27 protein-coding genes are annotated in these 26,357 nt (G+C 54.4%); 1 reads left to right on the top strand and 26 read right to left on the bottom strand.

Annotated features, from left to right (window positions below):
* Positions 1–10: 10 nt before the first annotated feature.
* From fliF to sucC, 12 genes are all read right to left on the bottom strand, one after another.
* The gene (gene fliF / locus AC50YL_RS00990) at positions 11–1,576 is read right to left on the bottom strand and encodes a flagellar basal-body MS-ring/collar protein FliF (protein ID WP_494828594.1); all 1,566 of its coding nucleotides are present in this window, start codon (positions 1,574–1,576) and stop codon (positions 11–13) included.
* A gap of 43 nt (positions 1,577–1,619) precedes the next feature.
* Positions 1,620–1,922 (bottom strand): flagellar hook-basal body complex protein FliE, encoded by a 303-nt coding sequence (gene fliE, locus AC50YL_RS00995; protein ID WP_494829753.1) that lies wholly within the window; start codon positions 1,920–1,922, stop codon positions 1,620–1,622.
* A 37-nt stretch (positions 1,923–1,959) separates the two neighbouring features.
* Complete coding sequence (flgC, locus tag AC50YL_RS01000) at positions 1,960–2,409, bottom strand: flagellar basal body rod protein FlgC (protein WP_161740363.1); 450 nt, start codon at positions 2,407–2,409, stop codon at positions 1,960–1,962.
* A 2-nt stretch (positions 2,410–2,411) separates the two neighbouring features.
* The gene (flgB, locus tag AC50YL_RS01005; protein ID WP_494829755.1) at positions 2,412–2,822 is read right to left on the bottom strand and encodes a flagellar basal body rod protein FlgB; all 411 of its coding nucleotides are present in this window, start codon (positions 2,820–2,822) and stop codon (positions 2,412–2,414) included.
* 246 nt (positions 2,823–3,068) lie between these two features.
* On the bottom strand, positions 3,069–3,839 hold the full coding sequence (gene codY, locus AC50YL_RS01010) for a GTP-sensing pleiotropic transcriptional regulator CodY (RefSeq protein WP_494828597.1): 771 nt from the start codon (positions 3,837–3,839) through the stop codon (positions 3,069–3,071).
* Positions 3,840–3,872: 33 nt separating this feature from the next.
* Positions 3,873–5,279 (bottom strand): ATP-dependent protease ATPase subunit HslU, encoded by a 1,407-nt coding sequence (hslU, locus tag AC50YL_RS01015; protein WP_494828599.1) that lies wholly within the window; start codon positions 5,277–5,279, stop codon positions 3,873–3,875.
* Positions 5,280–5,313: 34 nt separating this feature from the next.
* Positions 5,314–5,859, bottom strand: coding sequence for an ATP-dependent protease subunit HslV (gene hslV / locus AC50YL_RS01020; RefSeq protein WP_494828601.1), 546 nt, complete (start codon positions 5,857–5,859; stop codon positions 5,314–5,316).
* A gap of 167 nt (positions 5,860–6,026) precedes the next feature.
* Complete coding sequence (gene trmFO, locus AC50YL_RS01025; protein WP_494828603.1) at positions 6,027–7,379, bottom strand: FADH(2)-oxidizing methylenetetrahydrofolate--tRNA-(uracil(54)-C(5))-methyltransferase TrmFO; 1,353 nt, start codon at positions 7,377–7,379, stop codon at positions 6,027–6,029.
* 34 nt (positions 7,380–7,413) lie between these two features.
* On the bottom strand, positions 7,414–9,516 hold the full coding sequence (gene topA, locus AC50YL_RS01030; protein ID WP_494828605.1) for a type I DNA topoisomerase: 2,103 nt from the start codon (positions 9,514–9,516) through the stop codon (positions 7,414–7,416).
* A gap of 29 nt (positions 9,517–9,545) precedes the next feature.
* Positions 9,546–10,661 (bottom strand): DNA-processing protein DprA, encoded by a 1,116-nt coding sequence (gene dprA, locus AC50YL_RS01035; RefSeq protein WP_494828607.1) that lies wholly within the window; start codon positions 10,659–10,661, stop codon positions 9,546–9,548.
* 166 nt (positions 10,662–10,827) lie between these two features.
* On the bottom strand, positions 10,828–11,757 hold the full coding sequence (sucD, locus tag AC50YL_RS01040; protein ID WP_494828609.1) for a succinate--CoA ligase subunit alpha: 930 nt from the start codon (positions 11,755–11,757) through the stop codon (positions 10,828–10,830).
* Between the two features lie 57 nt (positions 11,758–11,814).
* Complete coding sequence (gene sucC, locus AC50YL_RS01045; RefSeq protein WP_494828611.1) at positions 11,815–12,975, bottom strand: ADP-forming succinate--CoA ligase subunit beta; 1,161 nt, start codon at positions 12,973–12,975, stop codon at positions 11,815–11,817.
* A 428-nt stretch (positions 12,976–13,403) separates the two neighbouring features.
* Here sucC and AC50YL_RS01050 point away from each other — a divergent pair, with 428 nt between their 5' ends.
* Positions 13,404–14,963, top strand: a complete 1,560-nt coding sequence (locus tag AC50YL_RS01050) for a YifB family Mg chelatase-like AAA ATPase (RefSeq protein ID WP_494828612.1) — start codon at positions 13,404–13,406, stop codon at positions 14,961–14,963.
* A gap of 162 nt (positions 14,964–15,125) precedes the next feature.
* Here the strand turns inward: AC50YL_RS01050 and AC50YL_RS01055 are convergent, their stop codons facing one another.
* The 14 genes from AC50YL_RS01055 to ftsY form a co-directional block, all read right to left on the bottom strand.
* Complete coding sequence (locus AC50YL_RS01055) at positions 15,126–15,533, bottom strand: YraN family protein (RefSeq protein ID WP_494828614.1); 408 nt, start codon at positions 15,531–15,533, stop codon at positions 15,126–15,128.
* Positions 15,530–15,850, bottom strand: a complete 321-nt coding sequence (locus tag AC50YL_RS01060) for an EscU/YscU/HrcU family type III secretion system export apparatus switch protein (RefSeq protein WP_494828616.1) — start codon at positions 15,848–15,850, stop codon at positions 15,530–15,532. Before AC50YL_RS01060 ends, AC50YL_RS01055 begins: the two co-directional genes overlap by 4 nt.
* Positions 15,847–17,961, bottom strand: coding sequence for a TP0910 N-terminal domain-containing protein (locus tag AC50YL_RS01065; RefSeq protein ID WP_494828618.1), 2,115 nt, complete (start codon positions 17,959–17,961; stop codon positions 15,847–15,849). The genes AC50YL_RS01060 and AC50YL_RS01065 overlap by 4 nt, the downstream gene beginning before the upstream one ends.
* A gap of 208 nt (positions 17,962–18,169) precedes the next feature.
* Entirely contained in the window at positions 18,170–18,784 is a 615-nt protein-coding gene (gene rnhB / locus AC50YL_RS01070; RefSeq protein ID WP_494828620.1) for a ribonuclease HII, read from the bottom strand.
* A gap of 278 nt (positions 18,785–19,062) precedes the next feature.
* The gene (gene ylqF, locus AC50YL_RS01075; protein WP_494828622.1) at positions 19,063–19,935 is read right to left on the bottom strand and encodes a ribosome biogenesis GTPase YlqF; all 873 of its coding nucleotides are present in this window, start codon (positions 19,933–19,935) and stop codon (positions 19,063–19,065) included.
* 13 nt (positions 19,936–19,948) lie between these two features.
* On the bottom strand, positions 19,949–20,617 hold the full coding sequence (gene lepB / locus AC50YL_RS01080) for a signal peptidase I (RefSeq protein WP_494829757.1): 669 nt from the start codon (positions 20,615–20,617) through the stop codon (positions 19,949–19,951).
* A 228-nt stretch (positions 20,618–20,845) separates the two neighbouring features.
* On the bottom strand, positions 20,846–21,187 hold the full coding sequence (gene rplS, locus AC50YL_RS01085) for a 50S ribosomal protein L19 (RefSeq protein ID WP_090637675.1): 342 nt from the start codon (positions 21,185–21,187) through the stop codon (positions 20,846–20,848).
* Between the two features lie 176 nt (positions 21,188–21,363).
* Positions 21,364–22,116 carry a tRNA (guanosine(37)-N1)-methyltransferase TrmD gene (gene trmD, locus AC50YL_RS01090; RefSeq protein ID WP_494828625.1) on the bottom strand — a complete coding sequence of 251 codons (753 nt, stop codon included), beginning with the start codon at positions 22,114–22,116 and terminating at the stop codon, positions 21,364–21,366.
* Positions 22,117–22,119: 3 nt separating this feature from the next.
* Positions 22,120–22,638, bottom strand: coding sequence for a ribosome maturation factor RimM (gene rimM / locus AC50YL_RS01095; RefSeq protein ID WP_494828627.1), 519 nt, complete (start codon positions 22,636–22,638; stop codon positions 22,120–22,122).
* Positions 22,639–22,719: 81 nt separating this feature from the next.
* Positions 22,720–22,950 (bottom strand): KH domain-containing protein, encoded by a 231-nt coding sequence (locus tag AC50YL_RS01100; RefSeq protein ID WP_161740395.1) that lies wholly within the window; start codon positions 22,948–22,950, stop codon positions 22,720–22,722.
* A 27-nt stretch (positions 22,951–22,977) separates the two neighbouring features.
* Positions 22,978–23,250, bottom strand: coding sequence for a 30S ribosomal protein S16 (rpsP, locus tag AC50YL_RS01105; RefSeq protein ID WP_090637683.1), 273 nt, complete (start codon positions 23,248–23,250; stop codon positions 22,978–22,980).
* Between the two features lie 69 nt (positions 23,251–23,319).
* Positions 23,320–24,693 (bottom strand): signal recognition particle protein, encoded by a 1,374-nt coding sequence (gene ffh, locus AC50YL_RS01110; protein WP_161740398.1) that lies wholly within the window; start codon positions 24,691–24,693, stop codon positions 23,320–23,322.
* 124 nt (positions 24,694–24,817) lie between these two features.
* A complete protein-coding gene (ylxM, locus tag AC50YL_RS01115; RefSeq protein WP_494828630.1) occupies positions 24,818–25,192 on the bottom strand; it encodes a YlxM family DNA-binding protein in 375 nt (124 codons plus the stop codon).
* 105 nt (positions 25,193–25,297) lie between these two features.
* Positions 25,298–26,299, bottom strand: coding sequence for a signal recognition particle-docking protein FtsY (gene ftsY, locus AC50YL_RS01120; RefSeq protein WP_494828632.1), 1,002 nt, complete (start codon positions 26,297–26,299; stop codon positions 25,298–25,300).
* Positions 26,300–26,357: the final 58 nt, after the last annotated feature.

Here is a 26,357-nt window from a genome sequence, read left to right on the forward strand (position 1 = left end):
CCAGCCACCTCTATTCTTCAACGAGCCAAGTCCGGAGCAAATTAACGAATTCCTCTGGTTTACGCTTGGCCAATGTTTCAAGCTGCTTGCGAACTTGACTTTCGTTCTGAACCGTTTCCAGATCGATCGTCGGATACTCTACTTTCCCCGGTGCTGCCATTTCTTCGACGAGCGCTGCTTGTTTTCTCCGGCGAACGACTACGTAGCCGAGTCCGCCGATCAAGGCAAGAGCTGCAAGGCCGATTCCGACCAACCAGCCGGTCGAAAGCCCGGATGAAGAAGTTGCGCCCCCGTTGTCGATAAAACTTTGGGCCATGATCGAAACTTTTTTATTGATGAGCGCGTCATTAGTAACATCCTGTCCGGACTCGATCAATTGCGAGCGAATGAGCGACGTTAGAAAATTTGTCGTCTCCGTTTTGGCTTCGGCACTCAACTTTGTCTTCTCCACGCCGATACTAATAGATAGATCTTTGATTACGTACGGGCCGGACTCGATTTGAATATTGCTTTTGTTATAATCGTAGTTGGTGGTACGGCTGTTCTCTTCGGAAGTGCCGCCGCTGCTGTCGCTGGCCGTATAGCCCGGAACGTCGGTTGCGCCCGTTCCCGCAACGCCTCCAGCGGAACCCGCGCCGTCGGTTGCGGATTTGGACGATGTCGACTCGCTCAGTACGATGCCGTTATTGTTGTTGTTCTCGAGCGGCGATACCAATTGCTGATCCGACTTTTTCTTGTCGAAGTTGATCGCACTGGACACGTTCACGACCAGGTTGTCCATTCCGACCATAGGACCGAGGAACGATTGGATTTTTTGTTTCAAATCGTTCTCGTATTTATGTTGGATCTGATAATGCGTCTCAAGCAAATCGCCGCCGATGCCGCTGCCCCCGACTTCGCTTGAAGCTAGCAGTTCGCCCTCGGGACTCGAGATCGTAATGTTTTCCGGTTTAATATTCGGAATCGACGTGTTCACGAGATTGTAATAACCGTCGACTTCTTTCTGCGCCGGTCGATAACCCGGGCGGAACGTAAGCATGATCGATGCCGAGGCTTGTTCTTTCTCCTCCGTCGTCATAAACGGCGTCGACTCCGGCAAGTTTACCAATACGTTCGACTTCTGAACCCCTTGCATGTCGTTCAACAATCGCTGTATTTCCCCGTTCAACGCGCTCCGGTATTTGACATCGAACTCCCGGTCCGTCGAACCGAACATCGAGGAACTGTCGTTGAACGATTCAAATCCGATCGACCCGTTACGCACGATCCCCTGCGATCCGGCCTCGACTTTCACTTTTGCAGCTTCGGCGGTCGGAACCGATATGGTCTGACCCGCATCGGAAAGCTTGTAAGGAATTTTACTCGAATCCAAATACTCCATGACCGCGGCTGCATCCGTGCTATCCAAATCGCGAAAAGCGACCTCATAATTCGTTTTCGAAAACAGGACCGTCAGCAGAATAATCGACAAAATGAGGATCGCGGCTGAAGCGCCTAGCCAAATCTTCTGTCTTTTCTCCAATACGTTCCAATACTGAGCAACCTTAGCTCGATATTGGGCAAATTTCTCGTTCACGATTCCACCTCACTGTTGGCTTCTAATGCTGGTCTAGCTGTCATTAGATTTGCATCCGCATGATCTCCTGGTAAGCCTCAATCACCTTATTGCGGATTTGTGAGGTAAGCTGCAATCCGAGCTCTGCTTGTTCGGTGGCCACCATGACCTGCGAGACATCCACGTTTCCAAGCAAATATTGATCGTTCATCGTATGTACGTTTTGTTCCTGTGCGCCGACGCCGTCGAGCGCGTTTTGAAGGAAATCGCTGAAGGTTTTTGTAATGTCTGCCGGTGAAGAAGAAGAGCTGAGGTTGGTAGAATCGACCGGTTTAACGGTCTGGATTTGCACCGGATTGAGTGTCATGGGGTTAATCAAGGGTATCCCTCCGCGTTATCTCTGTTTATTTACCGATTTCAAGCGCTTTGACAAACATGCCCTTCGATGCATTTAAAGCCGTGACGTTCGCCTCGTACGATCGCGATGCAGAGATCATATCCACCATTTCCTTCAATACGTCGACGTTCGGCATCTTTACATATCCATTCTCGTCCGCGTCGGGATGCGTCGGATTGTATACCAGCTTCGAAGGCGTCGAGTCCTCCATGATGCGCGTTGCTTTTACGCCGGGAGCGGAATCCGAGCCGTTCATTTGACTATTCAACGTGTCGGCAAACGACTGGGAAGTCGGTTCTAACACGACCATCTTTCGTTTGTAAGGTTCGTAGCGTCCGTTTACGTAAGAGGCTCTTGTCGTTTCTGCATTCGCGATATTCGAAGAAATGACGTCCATCCGAAGGCGCTGGGCCGTCAATGCTGAAGCGCTGGCGTCAAACCCGTTCGTTAGTCTCATAATCAGCTTCTCCCTTCGATCCCGATGCGCATCATTTTCACATCATGGGTGATTTGTTGAACGTAGAAGTTGTAATTCAATTGATTCTTGGCCATTAGCGACATTTCCCGATCAATATCGACATTGTTTACGTCGTTGTTCATCACGCTCGACTCGTCCGTAACGATCCGGGCTTGCGGCGCAGAAACCGATGAACCGATCGGTATATGTCTAGGATCCGTGCGCTTTCCGGCCAGCTGGGGGGTACCCGTGCCCATGTTCTGTTCGAGCAGCTGTTCGAAAACAACGTCGGAACGCTTGAATTTTGGCGTATCTACATTTGCGATATTGTTGGAAATGACACGTTGGCGCATCTCCGCAGCATTCAAGGCGCCCTGTAAGCGACTAAATTCCGGGCCATTCAACAAATTCACCAAAAAACCCCACTTTCGAATTCTTGTGATGTTAATATTCAACAGATTCCCCTGCAATCCTTCTTTGTTCGACAAAGAATTATTAAATAAATGAGAGAGTCTTGTCGAACATTTCCAACAAACTAATCTTCCTCAACTTCCTAAATTATTACAATAAGAAAAAAGCCCCATCTTTGTCGAAGACGAGGCTTTAATCCAGGCTATTTGTACTAGTTTTTGAATGAAATTGTAATTAAATTGAAATTTTTAGCTTTTATTTTTTTTTAGCTCATGAAGAAGCTGGGTATTCAAGATACGGATATAGGTCCCTTTCATTCCTAAGGACCTGGTTTCGATCACGCCGGCGCTCTCCAGCTTGCGCAAAGCATTGACGATTACCGAACGGGTAATGCCGACGCGGTCCGCGATTTTGGATGCGACGAGCAAGCCTTCTTTGCCATCGAGCTCATCGAAGATATGTTCCACCGCTTCAAGTTCGCTGAATGACAACGAGCCTACCGCAACCGCAACGACGGTTCTGCTCCTGGCTTCCTGCTCGATTTCTTCCGCGCGTTCGCGCAAAATTTCCATTCCGACGATCGTGCTGCCGTACTCCGCCAGTATCAACTCGTCGTCGCCGAACTGCTCTGAGCTCCGCAGCAGGATCAATGTCCCGAGTCGGTCGCGTCCTCCCACGATCGGGACCACGGTCATGATATCCTGCGCCGCCATCATCGGAAACGACTCCGCAATGCCGATGTCCGACGTAACGTTCGTCGCCGTTTCCTGCATGTTCATGAACCGTTCGTTGCTCTCAAGAGAAAACCGAAGTTCGGCTGCCGGCAGAGCGCGCAACTGCTCGTGCTGATAAGGCCCGGCCGCAGCGCATCCCAGTACTTTCCCCCTGCGGCTGACGACGAATACGTCAGCCTGTATGGTCGTACACAAGACTTCCGCCATCTCTCGGAAATTGAGCGCTCCTCCGGCCGCACGCTGCAGCAGCCGGTTAAGCGTTCTGGTTTTTGCCAATAAAATCATTGCTGTTTGCCTCCTACTTTCCCTGTCCGTCCCTTACAGTATATATTGACTCAGATCACGATTTTTCGCAATATTGCCCAGCTTCTCGCGCACATATTCCGGCGTAATGGTTAAATGCTCAAGCGAAAGCTCCGGCGCCTCGAACGATAGGTCCTCCAGCAGCTTCTCCAAAATCGTGTGAAGACGTCTTGCCCCGATATTTTCCGTGTTTTTGTTGACTTCCGCCGCGATCAAAGCCAATTCATGAACGGCTTCGTCGGAGAACGAAATCGTGATACCCTCGGTTTCCAGAAGCGCCGTGTATTGTTTCGTGAGCGCGTTTTTCGGTTCCGTAAGGATCTTCACAAAATCTTCAAGGCTTAAGTTCGTTAATTCGACACGAATCGGAAACCGACCCTGCAGCTCCGGAATCAAATCGGACGGCTTCGCCATATGAAATGCGCCAGCCGCGATAAACAACACGTAATCCGTTTTAACCGGTCCGTACTTGGTCATAACCGTCGAACCTTCCACGATCGGCAAAATATCCCGCTGAACCCCTTCCCGGGATACGTCGGGTCCGGAGCCGCGCGACGAACTGGCGATCTTGTCGATCTCGTCGATGAAGATAATGCCCGATTGCTCTGCCCTGGAGACGGATTCGGCAATCACATCGTCCATGTCTATCAGTTTGTTCGCTTCTTCCAGCGTAAGCGCTTTGCGGGCTTCCTTGACCGGCAGCTTGCGTTTCTTCGATTTTTTCGGCATCAGCTGGCCGAACAGTTCCTGCATGTTCGCTCCCATGCCCATGCCTTCGTTTCCCTGCCCTGCCAACATATCAAGCATGTTCGGCGAATTGTCTTCCACTTCGATCTCGATCATTTCATTCTCCAGCTTGCCAGCCGCAAGCTGTTCTTTCGCTTGCTTGCGCCGCTCGACGACCGACGCGCTCTCTTCAGGCTCTGCTTCGGCTTCCTTCGCTCCGGAGGAGTTGCCGAACAGCATTTCAAGCGGATTCTTGGACGACTTCGCCTTCACCGAAGACGGCACCAGCAAAGTGACAATGCGGTCATTAGCCATGGCTTCCGCCTTATCCTTCACTTTTTCCGTTTTCTCCAGTTTTACCATGCGAATCGCGGTTTCGACGAGATCCCGGACCATGGACTCGACGTCGCGGCCGACATAGCCTACTTCCGTGAATTTCGTTGCTTCCACCTTGACGAAAGGAGCGTTAACCAGCTTAGCCAGCCGTCTGGCAATCTCGGTTTTGCCCACGCCGGTCGGTCCGATCATGAGGATGTTTTTCGGCACGATTTCATCGCGGATCGCCTCATCCAGGCGGCTTCTCCGGTAGCGGTTGCGAAGGGCAACGGCCACGGACCGCTTTGCAGGCTTCTGGCCGACGATATATTTATCGAGCTCCGTGACGATTTGTTTCGGTGTCAATGCTTGGTTTAGCATCCTATATCCCTCCAATTAGCCTTTCGCTACCAACCTATTCGATTTCTTCGACAACAATATTCCGATTCGTGAACACGCAAATATCGGCAGCGATTTCCAGAGCCGACTTGACCATATCCTTTGCTTCCATATGAGGGGCATGCTGACGGACGGCCCGAGCAGCCGCGAGAGCGAAGCTGCCTCCGGAGCCGATGGCAAGAATGCCGTCATCCGGCTCGATGATTTCGCCGCCGCCCGATATAAGAAGCAGGCCGTTCGTATCCATTACGATCATCATCGCTTCCAATTTGCGTAAAACGCGATCGAACCGCCAGTCTTTGGCAAGCTCCACGGCAGCACGCTGCAAATTGCCATGGTGCTCCTCTAGCTTCCCTTCGAATTTCTCGAATAACGAAATCGCATCCGCTACCGATCCCGCAAAACCGGCAATGACCTGGCCGCGGTATAAGCGTCGAACCTTCTTGGCGTGATGCTTCATTACCATGCTGTTGCCGAATGTCACCTGTCCATCGCCGGCGATTGCGCCTTTCCCGTTATGCCTAACCGCGCAAATCGTCGTTGCGTGAAATTCCATGTTCATGTGAATGCCCCCTTCGTTCATGCGCCGACAGCTGGATTATGTCAATGCAGCCCATGTTCATCATTCGTTAGAATAGCTTGATTATTGAAAAAACTTCAAACAAAGTCAACAGCGGCCGCCGTATGCTCGTTGCTGCCGCTGTTGACTTGTTCTAGGCCGGCTTGCGGTTAATCCTGCAGTGCCGCTTGTTCCGCGGCTTGATCATTCAACTGCGTTTCTTTAAAGCGAGCCAGCTGTTCCAATGCCCTGGAGGCAATCGCATCATTTTTGTCTTTCTTGCTGCGCATGCGTTTTTCCAGCGGCGGGAAAAGCCCGAAATTAGCGTTCATCGGCTGGAAGTGCTTGAAGTCCGCCGTCGTGATGTATTGCGCCATGCTGCCCAGCGTGGTATCGGCAGGGAAGACGACCGGCTCCAACCCTTTGGCAACCCGTCCGGCATTAATACCGGCGATCATTCCGGAGGCGGCCGATTCTACGTAACCTTCCACGCCGGTCATTTGACCTGCAAAAAACAAGTTTTCGCGTTTGATCGTTTGATAGGTAGGCCGAAGCAGCCTCGGCGAATTAATGAACGTATTCCGGTGCATAACCCCATAACGAACGAATTCCGCGTTTTCAAGACCCGGGATAAGTCCCAACACCCGCTTCTGTTCGCCCCACTTGAGATGCGTCTGGAAACCTACCAGATTGTACAGCGTTCCTGCGGCATTATCCTGACGCAGCTGAACGACGGCATGCGGCAGTTTGCCGGTATGCGGATTAACGAGACCGACGGGCTTCATCGGCCCGAATAACACGGTTTGCTTGCCGCGGCTGGCCATCACTTCGATCGGCATGCAGCCTTCGAAATACTGTTCCTTCTCGAAATCCTTCACTTCGGCCGTTTCCGCCGTAATGAGCGCTTCATGGAAGCGTTCGAACTCTTCTTCCGTCATGGGACAGTTCAAGTAAGCTGCTTCTCCCTTGTCGTAGCGGGAAGCCAAGTAAACCTTCGACATGTCGATCGAATCTTTCTCGACGATCGGTGCAGCCGCATCGTAGAAATAAAAATATTCTTCTCCCAGCAGCCCTTGGATCTGAGCGGACAGACTAGGAGCCGTTAACGGACCCGTAGCAATCAGCACGATGCCCTCGTCCGGAATTTGCGTCATTTCCTCCATCCGCACATCGATGAGCGGATGCTCTTTCAGCGTCCGGGTAATATCCCCGGAAAACCCGTCGCGGTCCACCGCGAGCGCGCCGCCTGCCGGAACGGCATTGCGATCGGCGCTGTCCATGATCAAGGAATTCATGCGGCGCATTTCTTCCTTGAGTACGCCTACCGCGTTGGTCAATCCGTTCGCGCGGAGGCTGTTGCTGCAGACTAACTCGGCGAATTGATTCGTATGGTGAGCCGGCGTTTTCGTAGCCGGCCGCATTTCGTATAACGTAACCGGGACGCCTTGCGAGGCGATTTGCCAAGCTGCCTCGCTGCCCGCGAGACCTGCCCCTATAACGGTAACTCTTTGTATTTCTGACACTGCGCTTACCTTCCTTTCAATCCCGAGCCTCGGTCTACAATTCAGCGGAATCCGGCTCTTCAACCACTTCTTCGTTATATTCGCATTGCGTGCAGATCAGCTTCGCGCCGCTGCGATTGCGTTTCTCGACCATCAAACCGCTGCAATTCGGACAAGGCTTGCTGACCGGCTTATCCCATGACACGTAATCGCAGCCCGGATATTGATCGCAGCCATAGAAGTAACGGCCTTTTTTGCTGCGACGTTCGATGATTTTGCCTACCTTGCATTTCGGGCAGGTCACTCCGATATCCTTGACGATCGGCTTCGTGTTCCGGCAGTCCGGGAAACCGGAGCAGGCGAGAAACTTGCCGAAGCGGCCCATTTTAAACACCATGTGCCGGCCGCATTTCTCGCAAATCTCATCGGAGATTTCATCCTGCAATTCGACTTCCTTCATTTCCTCTTCCGCGACTTCCAGCCGTTTCTCGAACGACTCGTAGAAATTGCCGAGCACGCGGACCCAGTCTTCCTTGCCGTCTTCCACATGGTCGAGATCTTCTTCCATATGCGCGGTGAATTCCGCATCCAATATTTCCGGAAAAAATTCTTCCATCATTTGGATGACGAGATCGCCGAGTTCCGTCGGGATAAACTTCTTCTCTTCCATTGCGACGTAACCGCGCTTCTGGATCGTTTCCAATGTCGGCGCGTACGTGCTCGGCCTGCCGATGCCAATCTCTTCCATCATGCGTACAAGACGCGCCTCGGAATACCTCGGCGGCGGCTGCGTGAAGTGCTGCTTCGGCTCCACGGTTTCTGCCGGAATCGACTCTTCAGCGACAAGCGGCGGGAGAAACTTCTCTTCGTCGGTCGTTCCGTCATCGTTGCCTTCGACATAGATCTTCATGAAGCCCTGGAACTTCACTTTCGAACCAACGGCTCTGAAAACGGCACCGTTGCCGACCGTAAAGTCGACCGTCATCGTATCCAATACCGCTGAAGACATTTGGCTCGCTAAGAAGCGCTCCCAAACAAGCTTATACAGTCTGAATTGGTCCCGGCTCAGAAACTCCTTCATGGAATCGGGATCGCGCAGAATGGACGTCGGGCGAACCGCTTCATGCGCGTCCTGGGCATTGCTGTTCTTCTTCGCATAGACGCGGGGTTGTTCAGGGGCGAACGTTGGCCCATATTTTTCTTCGATATAGGCTTTCGTCTCCTCCTGCGCAACCGGAGAGACGCGCGTCGAATCCGTTCTCATATACGTAATGAGACCGACCGTGCCTTCCTTGCCCAAGTCGACGCCTTCGTACAGCTGCTGCGCGACCGACATCGTCTTGGACGCCCGGTAGCCAAGCTTTCTAGCGGCTTCTTGCTGCAGGGAGCTGGTCGTGAACGGAGCGGCGGGATTACGCAACCGCTCTTTCTCTTTTACCTCGCTGACGGTGAAGGCGGAAGATCCCATCGCGTCCAGCACCGTCTGCATTTCAGCCTCGTTGCCGAGGTCTTTCTTATCGCCGTTCAGCGAATGGAACTTGGCTTCGAACGTCGTCGCGCCTTTCTTCAGTTGGGCGGTAATGCTCCAATATTCTTCGGGAACGAACGCATCGATCTCGTTCTCCCTGTCGATGATGAGCTTGACCGCTACGGATTGCACGCGCCCGGCCGACAATCCTTTTTTGACTTTCTTCCATAATAATGGGCTGATTTTGTAACCGACGAGCCGATCTAGGATCCGGCGCGCCTGCTGGGCGTTGACCAGATCCATATTGATCGGCCGCGGCGTTTTGAACGCGTCTTTGACCGCTTGCTTCGTGATTTCGTTAAAAACGACGCGACAGGTGTCGCTTTCGTCAATTTCGAGATAATGCGCCAAATGCCAAGCAATCGCTTCTCCCTCGCGATCCGGGTCAGCCGCGAGATAAACTTTTTTCACTTTTTTGCTGGCGTCCTTCAGCTCTTTAAGGATACTGCCTTTTCCGCGAATCGTTATATATTTGGGATGAAAATCATTATCCACTTCCACGCCGATCTGACTTTTGGGCAAATCGCGGATATGACCCATCGATGCTTTGACGATGAATTTGCTGCCAAGATACTTACCGATCGTCTTCGCTTTTGCCGGTGATTCTACAATGACAAGTGAATCCGCCATGGCTATGCCCTCCTCTCCACTGCTTTTTGCTACAATACACTATATATGGAACCGGGATGCTGTTCAATCTTCCGTTTTATAGTTAAATTTATCAGAACTGAGTGCAAAAGTCCAAACGGAAAGGACGAAAGCTCGTGAAGCTCATCCGTCGTGCGCGCCTCTTCCTTCAAAATACGGTAAATAATCGCTTCATTTTCGGTAAGCGAATCATCTGATTCCGCTGCTTCCCCCGTCTCCTCGGACAAGGGCCGATTTTGAAAATCGAGCACGCCTTCGTATTCTTCCATGATATCCTGAAACGTGGCAACAAGCTTGGCTCCCTGCCGGATCAACCCGTTCGTTCCCGCGCTTTTCGGAGAGGAGATCGGCCCCGGCACGGCGAACACGTCGCGAGACATTTCGAGCGCCTGATCGGCCGTAATGAGCGATCCGCTGCGTTCCGCCGCCTCCACGACGACGGTGCCTAAGGACAGCCCGGCGATAATGCGGTTTCTAAGCGGGAACAGTCCCGGATGAAACGGCGTTCCGGGCGGAACTTCGGAGACGACCAATCCCCGTTCGGCGATTCTCCCGTACAGGAACCGGTTCTCGGCCGGGTATACGCGATCTACCGGCGTGCCTAAGACGGCAATCGTGCTTCCGGCTCCATTCAGTGCGCCTTCATGCGCCATCGCGTCTACGCCGCGCGCAAGCCCGCTAACGACGGTGATCCCTTTTTGCGATAGCTTCTCTCCCAACGAAGAAGCCGTTTTTCTTCCATAAGAGGTCGGTCCTCTCGTTCCTACGATGGCAATCGAATGCCGTTGGAGCAATTCCAATCGACCGATCGCATATAACACCCAGGGCGGCTGAGGCGATTGCCTGAGCAGCTCCGGGTAAGCTTCGTCGTAATAAGTAAGGATGGTTATTCCTCTGATGCTTGCCTCTTGCCGCCTGACCGCGGGATCTGCCGATGTAAACGCATTCGATAACGCATTCGCCTGCTCCGGCTTCAATCCGACAGCTGAGATCCAAGCTTCCGGCGTGAATCGCCCGTAATTTGCCCACTGGCCGCACTCAACGGCTTTTCTAACGGATTGCCAGCCTACGCCGGAGGTTTCATGCATCGTGATCAGTGCTTCTTTCCGTTTATTCAACTCGTTCATCGAATAACCCAGCCTCTCGTAGGCTTGCATTCTATTGTGCTTGAGCAGCAAGGAGAATGCAAGCCGATTTTAGGATCGCAATAAAAAAAGCAACCTCTCCTGCCCGAATCGGGTCATGGAAAGGTTGCTTACCTTTAGTGTTACGATATGCTATTGGCAATAAGCGTTAGTGCGTTTTGCATTTGTCCAGCATGCCGCGCTCTTCAAGAACGCTGACAAGCGTGGAACCCATCTCGGAAGGCGTTGGAGCTACGCGGATGCCGCATTTCTCCAGCGTTTCGATTTTCTCGGCTGCCGTGCCTTTGCCGCCGGAAATAATCGCGCCTGCATGTCCCATGCGTTTTCCGGGAGGTGCCGTTGCGCCGCCGATAAAGCCGACAACCGGCTTCGTCATGTTCGCTTTGACCCATTCCGCCGCTTCTTCTTCCGCCGAACCGCCGATTTCGCCGATCATGATGACCGCGTACGTGTCCGGATCGTCATTGAACATGCTTAAAATGTCGATGAACTCCGAGCCTTTGACAGGGTCGCCGCCGATACCGACAGCGGAGGATTGTCCGATGCCGCGAGTCGTCAATTGATGCACGGCCTCGTAGGTAAGCGTTCCGCTGCGGGAAACGACGCCTACATGGCCTTTCGTGTGAATATAGCCCGGCATGATGCCGATTTTGCATTCGCCTGGCGTAATGACGCCCGGGCAGTTCGGTCCGATCAGGCGCGTTTTGCGGCCTTCCATGTACCGGGTTACTTTAATCATGTCGATGACCGGGATGCCTTCCGTGATACAGATGACAAGATCAAGCTCCGCATCGACGGCTTCCATGATGGAATCGGCCGCGAATGCCGGCGGTACGTAAATGACCGATGCAGTTGCGCCGGTTTTTGCGACTGCGTCCACAACCGTATTGAAGACCGGCAACGAGACGACCGTGCCGTTCTCAAGCGTAATATCGACGTTGGTTCCGCCTTTGCCCGGCGTTACGCCGCCAACCATTTGGGTACCGTATTCCAGGGCGCCCTTCGCATGAAACAACCCTGTGGCACCTGTAATGCCTTGCGTAATGACTTTAGTATCTTTGCCTACCAAAATGCTCATCGAAACTCACATCCCCTAAAAGAATTCGTATGCCGCCGTATTGCGACAAAATCAGTCTTATTTCACAAGCGCGACGATCTTTTGCGCACCGTCGGCCATGGAGTCGGCGGCAACGATGTTTAGTCCGGATTCGTTCAACATTTTCTTGCCGAGCTCCACGTTGGTGCCTTCCAGGCGAACGACGAGCGGACGGTCCAGACCAAGCTCTTTCGCTGCGGAAATGACGCCGTCGGCGATAATGTCGCATTTCATGATTCCGCCGAAAATGTTGACGAAGATGCCCTTAACCTTCTCGTCGGAGAGAATAATTTTAAAGGCTTCGGTCACTTTCTCTTTGGTAGCGCCGCCCCCTACGTCCAGGAAGTTGGCCGGGTCGCCGCCGTAATATTTGATGATATCCATCGTCGCCATCGCAAGACCTGCGCCGTTAACCATGCAGCCGATGTTGCCATCCAGCGCGATGTAGCTCAAATCGAATTTGGACGCTTGGATTTCCTTTTCGTCTTCTTCCTCCAAATCCCGCAGCTCTACGACGTCTTTATGACGGTACAGCGCATTGGAATCGAAGTTCAGCTTGGCGTCGAGTGCCATGACATTGCCGTCGCCGGTTACGACGAGCGGATTGATCTCCGCAATGGAGCAGTCTTTATCAACGAACGCCGTGTACAGGGAAAGCATGAATTTAGCCGCTTTGTTCACGAGCTCGTTCGGGATGTTGATGGCGTATGCGAGTTTGCGCGCTTGGAAAACTTGAAGACCGACGGCAGGGTCGATCACTTCTTTGAAAATTTTCTCTGGCGTGTGGGCAGCGACCTCTTCGATCTCCGTGCCGCCTTCTTCGGAAGCCATCATGACGATTCGGCCGGTTACCCGGTCTACGACGAGACCGATGTAGTACTCTTTCTTAATGTCGCAGCCTTGCTCGATAAGCAAACGTTTGACTTCTTTGCCTTCTGGACCCGTTTGGTGCGTCACCAGCACTTTGCCGAGAATTTGGCTTGCGTACTCCCGTACCTCGTCCAAATTTTTGGCGACTTTAACGCCGCCCGCTTTCCCGCGTCCACCCGCATGAATCTGCGCTTTCACAACGACAACGGGCGTACCCAGCGATTTCGCCGCCTCTACGGCCTCGTCCACGGAGAATGCCACTTTACCATCCGGTACGGCAACCCCATATTGCTTCAGCAATTGTTTACCCTGATACTCATGGATATTCATTTACGAAAATCCTCCTATCCGCAGTCAAATCCTACGTATGTACACAAAACCAATAAGTATTGTAACACGATTCGTCATGGCTTTCCTAATTTTTTACGACAAAAATACAGCTTTTTTGATATCAGTTTCATCTCATATCGATATGAAAGCGGACAATATCCGCGTCACATGGAGATGTATTGATATAGACCCTAGTATTACCAAAACGGATCGAAATATTGACACGGAACATTTGTTCTCATCAAAACGAGTTTAGCATGATTAGCCAAACGGAGCAAGCACCATTGCAATCATAAAAAATTTAAGTCTGCGGGTCGGCCTGAACTGTTGACAGCTTTTTCGCATGTCATCTATGATGGACATAATATGTTTAGCGACGGACCTGTGAGGAAGCACCTTCGGCCGATAACGGTGAGGTGTTTTTTGTTATGTATACGCAAATTTGCAGCGGGAGCGTGTATGGCGTCGAAGGGCGAATGATTGCCGTAGAAGTCGACATTTCAAGCGGTCTTCCCCAAGTGAACGTGGTCGGCTTGCCGGATCCGGCAGTGAGGGAATCGGTCGAGCGAGTCAGAGCCGCGGTGAAAAACTGCGGTTTTGCGTTTCCGATGGAGAGAATCACCGTCAACCTGGCGCCGGCGGATTTAAGAAAAGAAGGAACGGCCTTCGATTTGGCCATCGCCGCGGGAATATTGGCAGCCAGCAATCAGCTTCGCAGCGGGTTGTTTCAAGATTTCCTCGTGCTCGGCGAGCTTGCTTTGAACGGTGAATTAAGAGCGGTCCCCGGCGTGCTCGCCATGGTCGAGCAAGCCAAGCTGCGCGGCATGTCGAAGGTCCTCTTGCCGCGCGGCAACGCGGCCGAAGCGGCCTGCATTGAAGGCATGGAGCTGTATGCCGCCTCCCGCTTGCGCGAGCTGGGAGACCCGAAGTCCGACAACCAATCGTGGGAATCCCTTCGCTACGATGCAGCCGGCGAACGAGAACGAATCACGGTAAATAGCTTCGGAAACGGCGGTTCCTTCTTTCACGGCGATTATGGCGATGTATTAGGTCAGCATCATGCAAAGCGCGCATTGTTGATTGCGGCGGCCGGCAGTCATAACGTCTTGCTCACAGGGCCTCCGGGAACAGGAAAGACGATGCTGGCCAAACGAATTCCAGGCATCATGCCCCCGCTCCTGGAAGAAGAGGCGCTGCAAGTGACCAAGATATACAGCGCGGCGGGAAAACTGCCGGGCGGCATTCCATCACTCATGCACGAACGGCAATTCAGAAGCCCGCATCATACGATTTCGGCAGCGGGATTAATCGGCGGCGGTTCCATTCCAAGACCGGGCGAAGTGACGCTTGCCCACCGCGGCGTTTTATTTCTGGATGAACTGCCCGAATTCTCCAGAACCGCGCTCGAAGTGCTGCGGCAGCCGCTCGAGGACCGGGAGGTGACGATCGCGCGATCGCGCGCCGTGTTTCGATTCCCCGCTTCTTTTTTGCTGGCGGCGTCCATGAATCCATGCCCGTGCGGTTACTACGGTCATGACACGGACGAGCAGCGCTGCGTCTGTTCCGAGATTCAAATCGCCCGCTACCGTACCAAGATTTCCGGGCCGCTGCTGGACCGAATCGATATGCATATCGAGGTTCCGAGACCGCTCTCTTCCGAAGGTCTGACGGTTGGAATGACCACGGCCCAAATGCGCGAAATGGTGCTTCAAGCCGTCAATCGCAGGCAAGAACGGCGCGGCGGACAGACGGAGCTAAGCCAGCTTGCCGGCGCTTCGCTTCGCAAGGCGGTCGAAATGACGAAAGAAGCCGATGAATTGCTCCGAAAGGCATTCGACTCCTTGGGCGTAAGCCTGCGCGCGCACGACCGTATTCTGAAACTCGCCAGAACCATAGCCGATCTCGAGAATGTTGACCGCGTGGACAGCCAACACGTTGCCGAAGCGATCGGCTACAGAAGCTTGGACCGTAAGCTTCAATCGCTATAGTCAGCTTCGAAAGTTCTAGGATCGCGCCTACGCTTGCTCTCTTATGCCCGCACATCTCATCCATCCCATTCATCCGACTGCCTATAACAGCATTACACAGCAAATAAAAGGAGATGCCATCAACCGGCATCTCCTTTTATTTGCTATCCGGATTCCCTCGCCTCAGAACGCCGCTTCCAAATGACGCAGCTCTGCTACTTCATAAGCAACGGGAACCCGCCCGCTCTGCGCAAGCGTAATGGCGATGACGTCGAATCGAATACGAATGCCATGGAGCTTGTGCATCGACAGGTAAACCTCCGCCGTCGAACGAACCTGCAGTTGCTTCCTGGCATCGACCGATTCCACGGCGGTTCCGAATCTTCCGCCGGCCCTGCGCGTGCGAACTTCGACAAAGACGATCATCGAGTCCTGCTTCGCCACGATATCCAATTCTCCCGAACGGCAGCGCCAATTCCTGTCCAACAGCAAATAACCTTTATCCATCAAATACTCGGCAGCTTCCGATTCGCCATGAATGCCGATCGTTCGCCTGGCGTCCGGCTTCCCGGTCCGCTCCAATTTACTCAAAGCAAGCTACCTCCCGCGCGTTGATCTGAACGATAGACGAAGGATAGGATCTCGGCGACGAGCGTGTACAATTCAGGAGGAATTTCCTGATCGAGATCCAGCTTCGACAACACCTCGACAAGCGAAGAATCTTGTTGAACGGGAACCCCGTTCTCCGCGGCCTTCTCCAATATAGCTTCAGCCAGTTTGCCTTTGCCTTTCGCTACGATGACCGGCGCGGTATTCTCGCCCGGCTCGTATTTTAACGCGACCGCCTTTTTGGAGGGCTCGTACGTTTCGATCTTCGCCGTTTGGCTGCGTCTCTTCGGCGCGCTCATACGCGAACATCCACTCCTTTGTACGGTTTCGCGAACCAATCCTGGCTATCCGCCGTGGCGACCGTTCGTTCGGCATGGAATCGGTCCATGAACCGTTCCGGCATCGGTTCGGCCCGCAGCGTCAACAATTGATAGCCCGCGTTGCCAAGCGCCGCGGTCAACTCGGATCGCGAGGAATCAATCAGCTGTTCCGAAGCGGGGTGGTCGTTCCAGATATGCAGATTGACGATTTTATTGACGACCTGTACGTCAACGACCGTTTCCCCCAACGTCTTCATTCGCAAATCGAACAGCAGCCGGCAGTTATCGCCATCCAGCTCCCCTTTGCGTCCTCTCCTTGTCTGGATATGAACGGATGCCGTTTGGCTGCCGTCCGGTCCCTTCATCGGGATGAACAGGGTCACATGGGAAAACAATGAACCGTTTTTTTCCGGCGATAGCAGCAGTTGCTGCCCGGTAATATGCGAGACGAGCTGCTGTGCCGTATCTCGAAGCTGTTGAGGTACGTCATCGCTCGCCGCAATAGTCAATAACGCGCTCTTCAGCGTGTCGGCCGTGTTGGATTTAGCCCCTTCGCCGTTCGGAGCGGCGCTGTCTTGGATGATGGACGCCAATGCGGCCAATTGCTGTTGGCTCCGATCGAACAGCAGCGATGCGGCGCGTTCCTGACCGACTGACGCAGGCATCCGAGCGTCGTTCGGAGCTTTCATGGCTTGCGCTGTCTGCCCATCGGCTGCTGCAGGCGGTCCTGTAACGGAGGCGTTCGCCAAAGCAAGCGCTTCTTGCTGAATGGTCGCCGTCGCCAGCATTCGCTCATGATCGACGCCGATCCATTTCATCATTTGTCCTACCCAGCTGGTGCCGCTGCCGGCCAGAGGTCTTGTCTGCGCTGCGTTTGAACCTGCAGGTTGCCCAGGATTCGATGCTTGCGCCGCCGTCCCGTCGTCGATCCTCTGGTTGATTGCAACAGCCGAATTGCTTTTCTGCCGCGACGACGCACTTTCCAGCAGTGCGTTAGACTGTTGCAGAGCACGGCCTGCTGATGCATGTACCTCATCCGACAACGTTTCCCCCAAAACTTGTTGCTGCGCGCTGTTTAAGCTTGCTGGCGTTCCTGCTTGCTTTGTATAACCAGCCTGGTCAGCAGCCCCACTAAGTTGCGGCAATATCACATGATCTAAACTGACCTGCTGTCTACCTGCAGTTATCGAAGCCGAACCTTCGACAGGCAGCTTGCCGATATCTATTCCCTCCGGCACGCCTTTGCCGGCGCCAAAGGCTGCCGGCTGCGCCGCCGCGCTGCGCGCGGCCGGAGCGGCAGCTTCGCCGGCCGCTCCCCCGGGCGCCGGCTCCGCCCCGGCGCCCCCAAAACCCGCGGGCGGCTTCGCCCCGCCCGCCTGCTGCGCTTCGCGCATCAGCGCCGCGCCTTCGGCCAGCAGCGCCTGCAGCTTCGCTGCGGCCGCTTGCGCCGCCCCAGGCGACTGCGCGGACCCCGCCGCGCCTTGCCCCGCGGCAGGACCGCTCCAAGCGGCAAGACCCGCCTCCAGCGCCTCCAGAAGCGCATGCGCCGGCGGACCGGCAAGAACCTGCTGAAGCGCGCCTATCGTCGCGCCCGTCATCGGCAGCCCCCGCTTGAAAGCCAGCGCGGCCGCCCGCATCCAAGACTGCGCATCGCCGCCGTCAGGCATGGCGGCAAGCGCGGATCTGAATTGACCTGCCGTCTCGCGGGTCAAAACGACGCCATCCTTGCGCAGCTCCCCGACTAGATCCGCGGACGCTTTCGTATCGGGCAATCCGAGCGCTTTGATCCATTCCTTTACGCTCGCTTCCGGTATAGCCGCCGTTTTCGGATCCGCCGCCTTCAAGACCAGCGCGCCGTCGGCCGACTCGGGCTGCACTTCAAGCATGACAGCCTTCCCCGGCTCCAGCGGGGTTTCAAGCTTCGCTTGAACAGGCGTGCCGTTGATTTGCACGATGCCCTCCCGATCGCCGGTCATTTTCACCAGGACGCCGCGGACCGTTTGCCCGACCTTAAGCTCCAGCGCTTTGCCGTCGCCGGGCTGAGCATCGCCGATAAGGCCTTTCATTAATTGTCCGATCGACATCGACATTCGACGCACATCCTTCCACTCGCGCGATACCTATAGCTCTTTTATCGGCCAAACCGGTTCTCGCCTGAACCCCTAGCCAACAAGGTTAGCGGGACGCGCAACAAAACAAGGAGCTTCGGAGAGCGCCTCGTTTGCATTTCTTCGGATTCATCATGTACAGCAGCTGCGGCCGCCAATTGATTCCAACCGCAAACCACGCAGTCAACCTCTAGAACAACACCTGCTGCTCCGCGAACAGCTTCCCCAGAAAACTTCGCCGGTGCATCGGACTCGGACCGTGCTCCAGAAGCTTTTCCCGGTGCAGCTTGGTTGCGTAGCCTTTATGTATGGCGATGCCGTAAGCGGGATAGAGCTTGTCCCATTCGTCGCGACATAACCGGTCCCGCGTGACTTTCGCGAGTATGGATGCCGCCGCGATGGACTGGCTCCGCGCATCCCCTTTAATGATGGCCAGCTGAGGCAGCTCGATGTCTACCTTCTCGGCATCCACCAGCAAATACGCCGGCTGAACCCCCAACGTCTCGACTGCCTGTTTCATCGCGAGCCTCGCCGCCTGCTTGATGTTGATGTCGTCCACGACGGACGAATCCACGCGCGACACTGCCCAAGCTTCGGCGCAGTCGACGATCTGCCAGTATAATTCCTCCCGCTTCTTCTCCGACAGCTTTTTGGAATCGTTGATGCCGTCCAATACCAACCCCTCCGGCAAAATCACCGCTGCCGCGACGACGTCGCCGAACAAGCAGCCGCGGCCAACCTCGTCGATGCCGGCTAAGCTCCGGTATCCTTGCTCCCACAACGGTTTCTCGAATTCGTCCAACATTCGGTTCTCCCCCTTGTTCCCCTCAAACTCGCACGCGCCAGTCTCGCCCTACCGGTTATGTATATGCCATGCAATGCTCCAGCCTCACAGAATACGCCATTGCCATTATCGCAATTTTTGCGTCGCCTGTCAGCAAAGCTTCCGAGAGGCACGGCGCCGTTCGATTCGACGACTTCATGTGCTCAAGCGCTCTTCTTTCAACCATTCCGCGACTTTCGTAACGACCATGTCTTTCCAATAAAAAAAACGACCGCCCATCGATCAAGGCAGCCGTTCGGTCATTTCGCGTCTTGCGGCGTTTCCAGCGTGATGCGTCCCAGGTTCCCCGCACGCAGCTCTCTGAGAATAATGCCGGACGCTTTTTCCAAGTCCACGCGTCCGCCACTTACAAGGCAACCCCGCTTGCGGCCGATATCTTCCATCACGCGTACAAGCTCGTTGTTGTCTTCCGCGTCCCGCGGCGGTTCGGTCAAGCCGAAACGTTCCGCTAGCGCATCCCAATACCGGGTCGCCAGCTCTTTGATGGCAAAGAACGCAACCTCTTCCACGTTCAGTACCTGCTCACGGATCGCTCCGGTCATCGCAAGCTTGAAGCCGACGATTTGATCCTCGAACTTCGGCCACAGGATCCCGGGCGTATCGAGCAACTCCATCTCCGTGCCGATCTTGATCCACTGCTGGCCTTTCGTAACGCCGGGACGATCTCCGGTTGCCGCGATGTTTCGGCCCGCAAGGCGGTTGATCAGCGTCGATTTGCCGACGTTCGGAATGCCGACGATCAGACCGCGCACGGGACGGGGCGTCATGCCTTTGGCGATTTGCCGCGCGATTTTCTCGTGCAGCAGTTCCCTCACCTTCACCGGTATTTCATTCACGTGGCTGCCGGTCGAAGCGTCGATCGCAAGGCTGGCATAGCCCAGCCCGGTAAAATACGTCCGCCATTTCTCCGTCGTTCGCGCATCGGCCAAATCCGCTTTGTTCAGCAGGATCAGCCTCGGCTTGCCTTGCAGGATTTCATCTACCATCGGGTTCCGGCTCGAAAGCGGTACGCGGGAATCCAGAAGCTCGATGGCAATGTCGATCAATTTGAGCTTCTCCTGAATTTCCCTTCTCGCTCTCGTCATATGGCCGGGAAACCACTGAATCGTCATGCTGTCATTCTCCTCATCCTTGTTTCACGAAAGCCATTTTGTTCATCGGCCAGAAGATGACATCCGCCCGTCCGACGATTTCTTTGTCATCGACAAAGCCGATAATCCGGCTGTCCTTGCTGTTGCGGCGATTGTCCCCGAACGCAAGCACATGGCCCGCCGGTACGACGTCCGTATCGAAATTCGAGTTCGGGAAGTTCCGTTCCTCGCCGCCGTTGTTGTTGAAGATTTCGCCGTTCGCCTTGGCGGCCGCGATGGATTCCTTCAGATAGGGTTCGTCCACCAGCTTGCCGTTGACGTAAAGATTGTCGTCCTCGTATTTGATCTTGTCGCCGGGCACGCCGATAACGCGCTTGATAAAATCGCGGCCTTCCTCAGGCACATGGAAGACGATGACTTCTCCGCGCTTCGGCTTGCGAATCTCGAAGATCGCTTTGTCGACGATCAATCGCTCTCCCGTATAAAAGTTCGGCTCCATCGAAGGTCCGTCCACGATAAACGGCGCGAACAGGAAGTAGCGGATCACCAGAACGAGTATCGCCGCGATCGCAAGCGCTTTGACCCATTCGAACACTTCTTTCTGCGCGCGTCCTTTGGCGGGCGGCTTGTTTGGCGTATCAGGGGTATCCGTGCCGTCGACGCGCGCTTGATGCTCCTCGGGCTTTACGTCATCCTGCTCCAATTGTTGCTCGTCATTGCGGTGCTGTTGATCCACGATTCCACCTCTTCTAAGCAGGAATAATTTATTTTACCGACGCGATCGAAAAATCGGCTATGTAAGAGATAAACGTATTTTCGGCCAGGCAAGTTTCACCCGCGTGAATATAAGCCGATTACGCTGAAAACTGCTTTTTTATATGTAAAAAAGCGAAAAGGGACTTGTTTGCGCAAGTCCCCCTCTTGACGTTCATTAGCGAATTTCTTTGATTCTCGCAGCTTTACCGCGAAGATTGCGAAGGTAGTACAGTTTCGCGCGACGGACTTTACCGCGGCGTGCAACTTCGATCTTCTCAATTTTCGGCGAGTTCACAGGGAACGTTCTTTCAACGCCAACGCCGTACGAAATTTTACGCACTGTAAAAGTAGCGCTAATGCCGCCGCCGCGACGTTTGATAACGACGCCTTCGAACAGCTGGATACGTTCGCGCGATCCCTCGATAACTTTTACGTGTACCTTAAGCGTGTCGCCCGGGCGAAAGCTTGGAAGGTCAGTACGAAGATTTTCTTGCGCAATGGTTTGCAAAAGATTCATTTGATTCAACTCCTTCCACCATAGACGTTCTTATAAGCTACCGGAATCACGTTAGAATCCGGATTATCGCTATATAGCGGACCGTCCGAGTTAACAAAGCAACTCTGCCATTCTAACATAATCCAGCCCAGAATACAACAACGGGAATCAGCATCGCCCGATTGTTTTCGGAAGGCCTACGAAGGCTTCTCTTCGCTGCGGGCGCGGATTTGTTCAGTCAGCCATAATCGCTCTTTCTTCGTCAATTCGGCGTTGTCCAACAGCTCGGGGCGGCGCTCCAGCGTTCGCAGGATCGATTGCTGACGCCTCCAAATCTCCACGTTCGCATGATGGCCGGACATGAGCACTTCGGGTACTTCCCAGCCGCGGAATACGGGAGGGCGCGTATAATGCGGATGCTCCAGCAGACCGGTGCTGAAGGAATCCGTCACGGCCGACGTTTCGTTGCCAAGCACGCCCGGCAGCAAGCGGACGATGCTGTCGATGATTACCATCGCCGGCAGCTCGCCTCCCGTAAGTACGTAATCGCCCAGGGAAATCTCGTCGGTCACGAGATGCTGGCGAATCCGTTCGTCATACCCCTCGTAATGCCCGCATACAAAGACCAAATGCTCCTGCGCCGACAGTTCCTCCGCCTTCTTCTGCGTATAGGGCTCCCCCTGCGGGCAAAGCAGGATCACGCGCGGTTTATTCCCGCTCTCCGGCATGAGATCCTCCACCGCGGCGAACAAAGGCTCGGGCTTGAGCACCATGCCTCCGCCTCCGCCGTAAGGATAGTCGTCTACCGTATTATGTTTATTATTCGCATAATCCCGGAAGTTAACCGCATTCAGGCCGACGATGCCTTTTTCGCGGGCTTTGCCTAGTATGCTGGCGCCGAACACGCCTTGGAACATTTCGGGGAACAGCGTCAATATATCGATGCGCATGAGCTAGATCAGCCCTTCCATCAGATGAACCTTCACCGTTTTGTTCGGAATGTCCACATCGAGGACGACATCGTCGATGACGGGAATGAGCACCTGCTTGCCTTTAGCCGGCTGGACGACCCACACGTCGTTGGCGCCCGGCACGAGAATTTCCGTGATAACGCCAAGCTCCGCGCCTTCGTCCGTCACGACCTTGCAGCCGATAATCTGGTGGTGGTAATATTCGCCCTCATCCAGCTCGACGAGGTCTTCCTTGGACACCTTCAACGACCATCCCTTGTATTTCTCGACCTCGTTGATGTTGTCATATCCTTTAAGCTTCAAGAAAAACATGCCCTTATGTTCTCTTGCGCTCACTATTTCCACGTCCAGATGCTGGCCGTTCTCTTCGTTGATGAGCTTTAGCACCGAATTCGGCGCGAATCGCTCCTCGGGAAAATCGGTCTGCGAAATGACCTTCACTTCGCCGCGAATACCGTGCGTATTCACGAGCTTACCGACGGATAACCACTGTTGATCCATGCCCTGTCCCTGCCTTTTTTCGTATTTGCCATCGAAAAAGAGCTAGGATATTCATCCTAGCCCTGTCTCGATGTACGATCGCTACGAAATAATATCGACCATGACGCGCTTCTGCGACTTGACGGCTGCCGATGCGACGACCGTTCTCAGCGCTTTGGCGATCCGTCCCTGCTTGCCGATTACCTTGCCGACATCGTCGGGGTTGACCGACAGCAGGTAGACGGTGCCGCGATCGTCTTCTTTCACGTCGACGCGTACATCCTCCGGGTTATCCACTAAAGCCTTCGCTATGACAAGAATCAATTCTTTCATCACAATAGGCCCCCCGCACCGAGTCGATTATTTTTGAAGTTTCAGCTCGTGAAGCTTCGTCATTACGCCTGCTTTGGAAAGCAGGTTGCGGACCGTGTCGGAAGCTTGCGCTCCGTTTTGAAGCCATTTAAGAGCTTTTTCTTCATCGATGTTAACTTGAGCCGGTTGAGCAACCGGGTTATAAGTACCGATTTCTTCAATGAAGCGGCCGTCGCGCGGGGAACGGGAATCGGAAACTACCACACGGTAGAAAGGCGCTTTATGCGCACCGATACGTTTCAAACGAATACGTACTGCCATGAGAATTCACCTCCTTCAATAAATATCGATCCTGCTCTTGCGCAGGTAAGCCGCCCAGGCGGCAACTGCTTAGAACGGGAATTTCATGCCCTTCGGCAGCATGCCTTTGAGACCTTTCATGCCGCCCTTCGGTCCTTTCGGACCCATCATGGACGAGAACTGCTTCATCATTTTCTTCATATCGTCGAATTGCTTGATCAGCCGGTTGACCTCCGCGACGGAAGTCCCGCTGCCGATCGCAATGCGCTTACGCCTGCTGTGATTGAGAATTTCGGGTTTGCGCTTCTCTTCTTTCGTCATCGACTTGACGATCGCTTCGACGCGTCCGATTTGTTTCTCGTCCACCTTGAGGTTCTTCATATCCTTCATCTTGCCCATGCCCGGCATCATGTCGAGCAACTGATCCAGCGGACCGAGCTTGCGAACCTGCTCCATCTGCTCGAGGAAATCCTCGAACGTAAATTCGGCCGTCCGCATCTTGCGTTCCATCTCGGCGGCTTTCTCGGCGTCGATGCTGGACTGCGCTTTCTCGATCAGCGACAGCATGTCGCCCATGCCGAGAATCCGGGATGCCATCCGTTCCGGATGAAACGGCTCGAGCGGCTCGATCTTCTCGCCCGTCGCCGCGAATTTGATCGGGCAGCCCGTGACCGCTTTGACCGAGAGCGCCGCGCCGCCGCGGGTATCGCCGTCGAGCTTCGTCAACACGACGCCCGTGAGCTCCAGCTGGCTGTGGAAGCTTTGCGCCACGTTAACCGCTTCTTGCCCAGTCATCGCGTCGACGACGAGCAGCACTTCGTCGGGCTTCGTCGCTTCGTGAATATCGCGCAGCTCGGTCATCAGCGCCTCGTCGATGTGCAGCCGGCCGGCCGTATCGATAATGACGTAATCGTGTCCGTTGTCTTTGGCAAGCTGAAGTCCTTGGCGGGCAATGTCGACCGGCGAGGTTTGATCGCCGAGCGTAAATACCGGAACGCCGATTTGCTCTCCAAGCACCTGCAGCTGCTTGATTGCGGCTGGCCGGTAAATATCGCCGGCGATCATGAGCGGTTTATGCTTGTCCTTGAGCAGCAATTTAGCGAGCTTCGCGGAGGAGGTCGTTTTACCGGCCCCTTGCAAGCCGGCCATCAAGATGACCGTCGGCGGTTTGTTCGACTTGGCGAGCTTGGTGTTCGTGCCGCCCATCAGCTCCGTCAATTCTTTGTTTACGATATCGACGACGACCATGCCGGGCGTGAAGCTCTTCGTCAATTCAAGCCCGATCGCCCGTTCTTTCACCTTCGCGATGAAATCTTTGACGACCTTGAAGTTAACGTCGGCTTCGAGCAGTGCCAAGCGCACTTCGCGCATCGCCTCGTTAACATCATCCTCCGTCACTTTACCCTTGCCGCGCAATTTGCCGAAAACGTTCTGCAGCCTGCTGGACAAACCTTCAAATGCCATGATCGTCACCTCCTAAAAGTTTTGTTGGTGGAGCCTTGCCGGGTATACGGCAAGAAGAACAAAACTACTTCGTAAGCATAACCGAAGTTATGTACGCTTAACCCCGTCTGGAATCGGACGCGACTTATGTACCGTCCAATCCTTCTCCGCGCAAACCACGTGCGATTGCTTGAAGTTCGGCACCAAAGTCACCGTGAGCCGCAAGCCGCTCCGCCATTTCGTCCAACCGGTTCAGCCAACGTTCGGCCGACTCGTGCTTGGCAAGGAGGTTCAGCTTGCTTTCGCAGTTCTCGAGCACCGCTTCCGCGCGCTTGACATGCTCATAGACCGCTTGCCTGCTAATATCGAATTCGGCGGCGATTTCGCCGAGCGAGTAATCGTCATGAAAATAATATTTTAAAAACGTCTGTTGTTTCTCCGTCAGCAATTGCGCGTAGAAATCGAACAGCATATTTACCCGGTTCGTCTTCGCCAGGGCATCGGTTTCATGGACCGTCATGCTATCCGCTCCTTTACGTCAAGGCAATTACCTTTACACCAATTCCACGACGATTATCATAGCGCAGCGGCCTATGCCCTGTCAAGTAGTTTTGCTTGTCACCCGTTATTGACCCGGTTCCTTCTCGTCTTCCACGGATTGAAGCAAGCCGCCGAACAGCGCATGGACGAATTGCTCGGAATCGAATTCCTGCAGATCCTCCATTTTCTCGCCAAGCCCGACCAGTTTCACCGGCAGATCGAGCTCATTGCGGATCGCGATCACGATGCCGCCCTTTGCCGTGCCGTCCAGCTTCGTCAGCACGAGACCCGTAACGCCGCTCTTCTCCCCGAACAGCTTCGCTTGGCTCAGCGCGTTCTGGCCCGTCGCCGCATCGAGGACGAGCAGCACTTCATGAGGAGCGCTCGGAACCTCGCGCTGGATGACGCGGAAGATTTTATTCAACTCTTCCATGAGATTATGCTTGTTTTGCAGCCGTCCGGCCGTGTCGCAGAGCAGCACGTCGACGCCCCGCTGTTTCGCCGCATGGACCGCGTCGTACATGACTGCCGCCGGATCCGCGCCGGATTCCTGCTTGATGACGTCCACGCCGACGCGCTTGCCCCATACTTCCAGCTGCTCGATGGCTCCGGCACGGAACGTATCTCCGGCCGCAAGCAGGACGGACTTGCCCTCGCGCTTGAATTTATGCGCAAGCTTGCCGATCGTCGTCGTTTTGCCGACGCCGTTGACGCCGACGAACAGGATGACGGTCATCCCTTGCTCCGCCATGCGCAGCTCGGTTTTGACGTTGCCTTTCAACAGCTCCACCAGCCGCTCGGACAGGATCGGTTGCAGCTCGGCGGCTTCCTCGATCTTTCGCTTCTTCACTTCCGCCCTCAGGTCGTCGATTAGCTGCATGACCGTATTGACGCCGACGTCGGCGCCGATCAAGATTTCTTCCAGTTCTTCATAAAACGCCTCGTCGATCTTCTTGCGGCGCGAGATCAGATCCTCGATCTTCCCGACGAACGCAGTGCGCGTCTTGGACAAGCCTTCCTTGAATATGGACGTGACCGCCTCGGTCTTCTGGGCGATGCTTTCTTTCAACCGTTTAAAGAAACTCATGATTGGACCTCCATCCCTTTACTCGCAAAAGCCGAGCCCGGCTGCGAGGGCCAGGCTC

Source organism: Paenibacillus sp. J22P277, from assembly GCF_059383675.1.

Coding starts and splice junctions, on each gene's coding strand:
- trmD (WP_494828625.1), bottom strand. CDS start 22,116: ATGCGCATCGATATATTGACGCTGTTCCCCGAAATGTTCCAAGGCGTG.
- ylxM (WP_494828630.1), bottom strand. CDS start 25,192: ATGACGGTCCATGAAACCGATGCCCTGGCGAAGACGAACCGGGTAAAT.
- hslU (WP_494828599.1), bottom strand. CDS start 5,279: ATGCTAAACCAAGCATTGACACCGAAACAAATCGTCACGGAGCTCGAT.
- rnhB (WP_494828620.1), bottom strand. CDS start 18,784: ATGTTGGACGAATTCGAGAAACCGTTGTGGGAGCAAGGATACCGGAGC.
- rplS (WP_090637675.1), bottom strand. CDS start 21,187: ATGAATCTTTTGCAAACCATTGCGCAAGAAAATCTTCGTACTGACCTT.
- sucC (WP_494828611.1), bottom strand. CDS start 12,975: ATGAATATCCATGAGTATCAGGGTAAACAATTGCTGAAGCAATATGGG.
- flgC (WP_161740363.1), bottom strand. CDS start 2,409: ATGAGACTAACGAACGGGTTTGACGCCAGCGCTTCAGCATTGACGGCC.
- rimM (WP_494828627.1), bottom strand. CDS start 22,638: ATGGATCAACAGTGGTTATCCGTCGGTAAGCTCGTGAATACGCACGGT.
- dprA (WP_494828607.1), bottom strand. CDS start 10,661: ATGAACGAGTTGAATAAACGGAAAGAAGCACTGATCACGATGCATGAA.
- ylqF (WP_494828622.1), bottom strand. CDS start 19,935: ATGACGATTCAGTGGTTTCCCGGCCATATGACGAGAGCGAGAAGGGAA.
- rpsP (WP_090637683.1), bottom strand. CDS start 23,250: ATGGCAGTACGTATTCGTTTGAAACGTATCGGTGCGCATAAAGCGCCT.
- AC50YL_RS01065 (WP_494828618.1), bottom strand. CDS start 17,961: ATGTCGATGTCGATCGGACAATTAATGAAAGGCCTTATCGGCGATGCT.
- fliE (WP_494829753.1), bottom strand. CDS start 1,922: ATGACACTCAATCCGGTGCAAATCCAGACCGTTAAACCGGTCGATTCT.
- AC50YL_RS01050 (WP_494828612.1), top strand. CDS start 13,404: ATGTATACGCAAATTTGCAGCGGGAGCGTGTATGGCGTCGAAGGGCGA.
- ftsY (WP_494828632.1), bottom strand. CDS start 26,299: ATGAGTTTCTTTAAACGGTTGAAAGAAAGCATCGCCCAGAAGACCGAG.
- sucD (WP_494828609.1), bottom strand. CDS start 11,757: ATGAGCATTTTGGTAGGCAAAGATACTAAAGTCATTACGCAAGGCATT.
- AC50YL_RS01060 (WP_494828616.1), bottom strand. CDS start 15,850: ATGAGCGCGCCGAAGAGACGCAGCCAAACGGCGAAGATCGAAACGTAC.
- codY (WP_494828597.1), bottom strand. CDS start 3,839: ATGATTTTATTGGCAAAAACCAGAACGCTTAACCGGCTGCTGCAGCGT.
- topA (WP_494828605.1), bottom strand. CDS start 9,516: ATGGCGGATTCACTTGTCATTGTAGAATCACCGGCAAAAGCGAAGACG.
- ffh (WP_161740398.1), bottom strand. CDS start 24,693: ATGGCATTTGAAGGTTTGTCCAGCAGGCTGCAGAACGTTTTCGGCAAA.
- hslV (WP_494828601.1), bottom strand. CDS start 5,859: ATGAACATGGAATTTCACGCAACGACGATTTGCGCGGTTAGGCATAAC.
- AC50YL_RS01100 (WP_161740395.1), bottom strand. CDS start 22,950: ATGAAAGAATTGATTCTTGTCATAGCGAAGGCTTTAGTGGATAACCCG.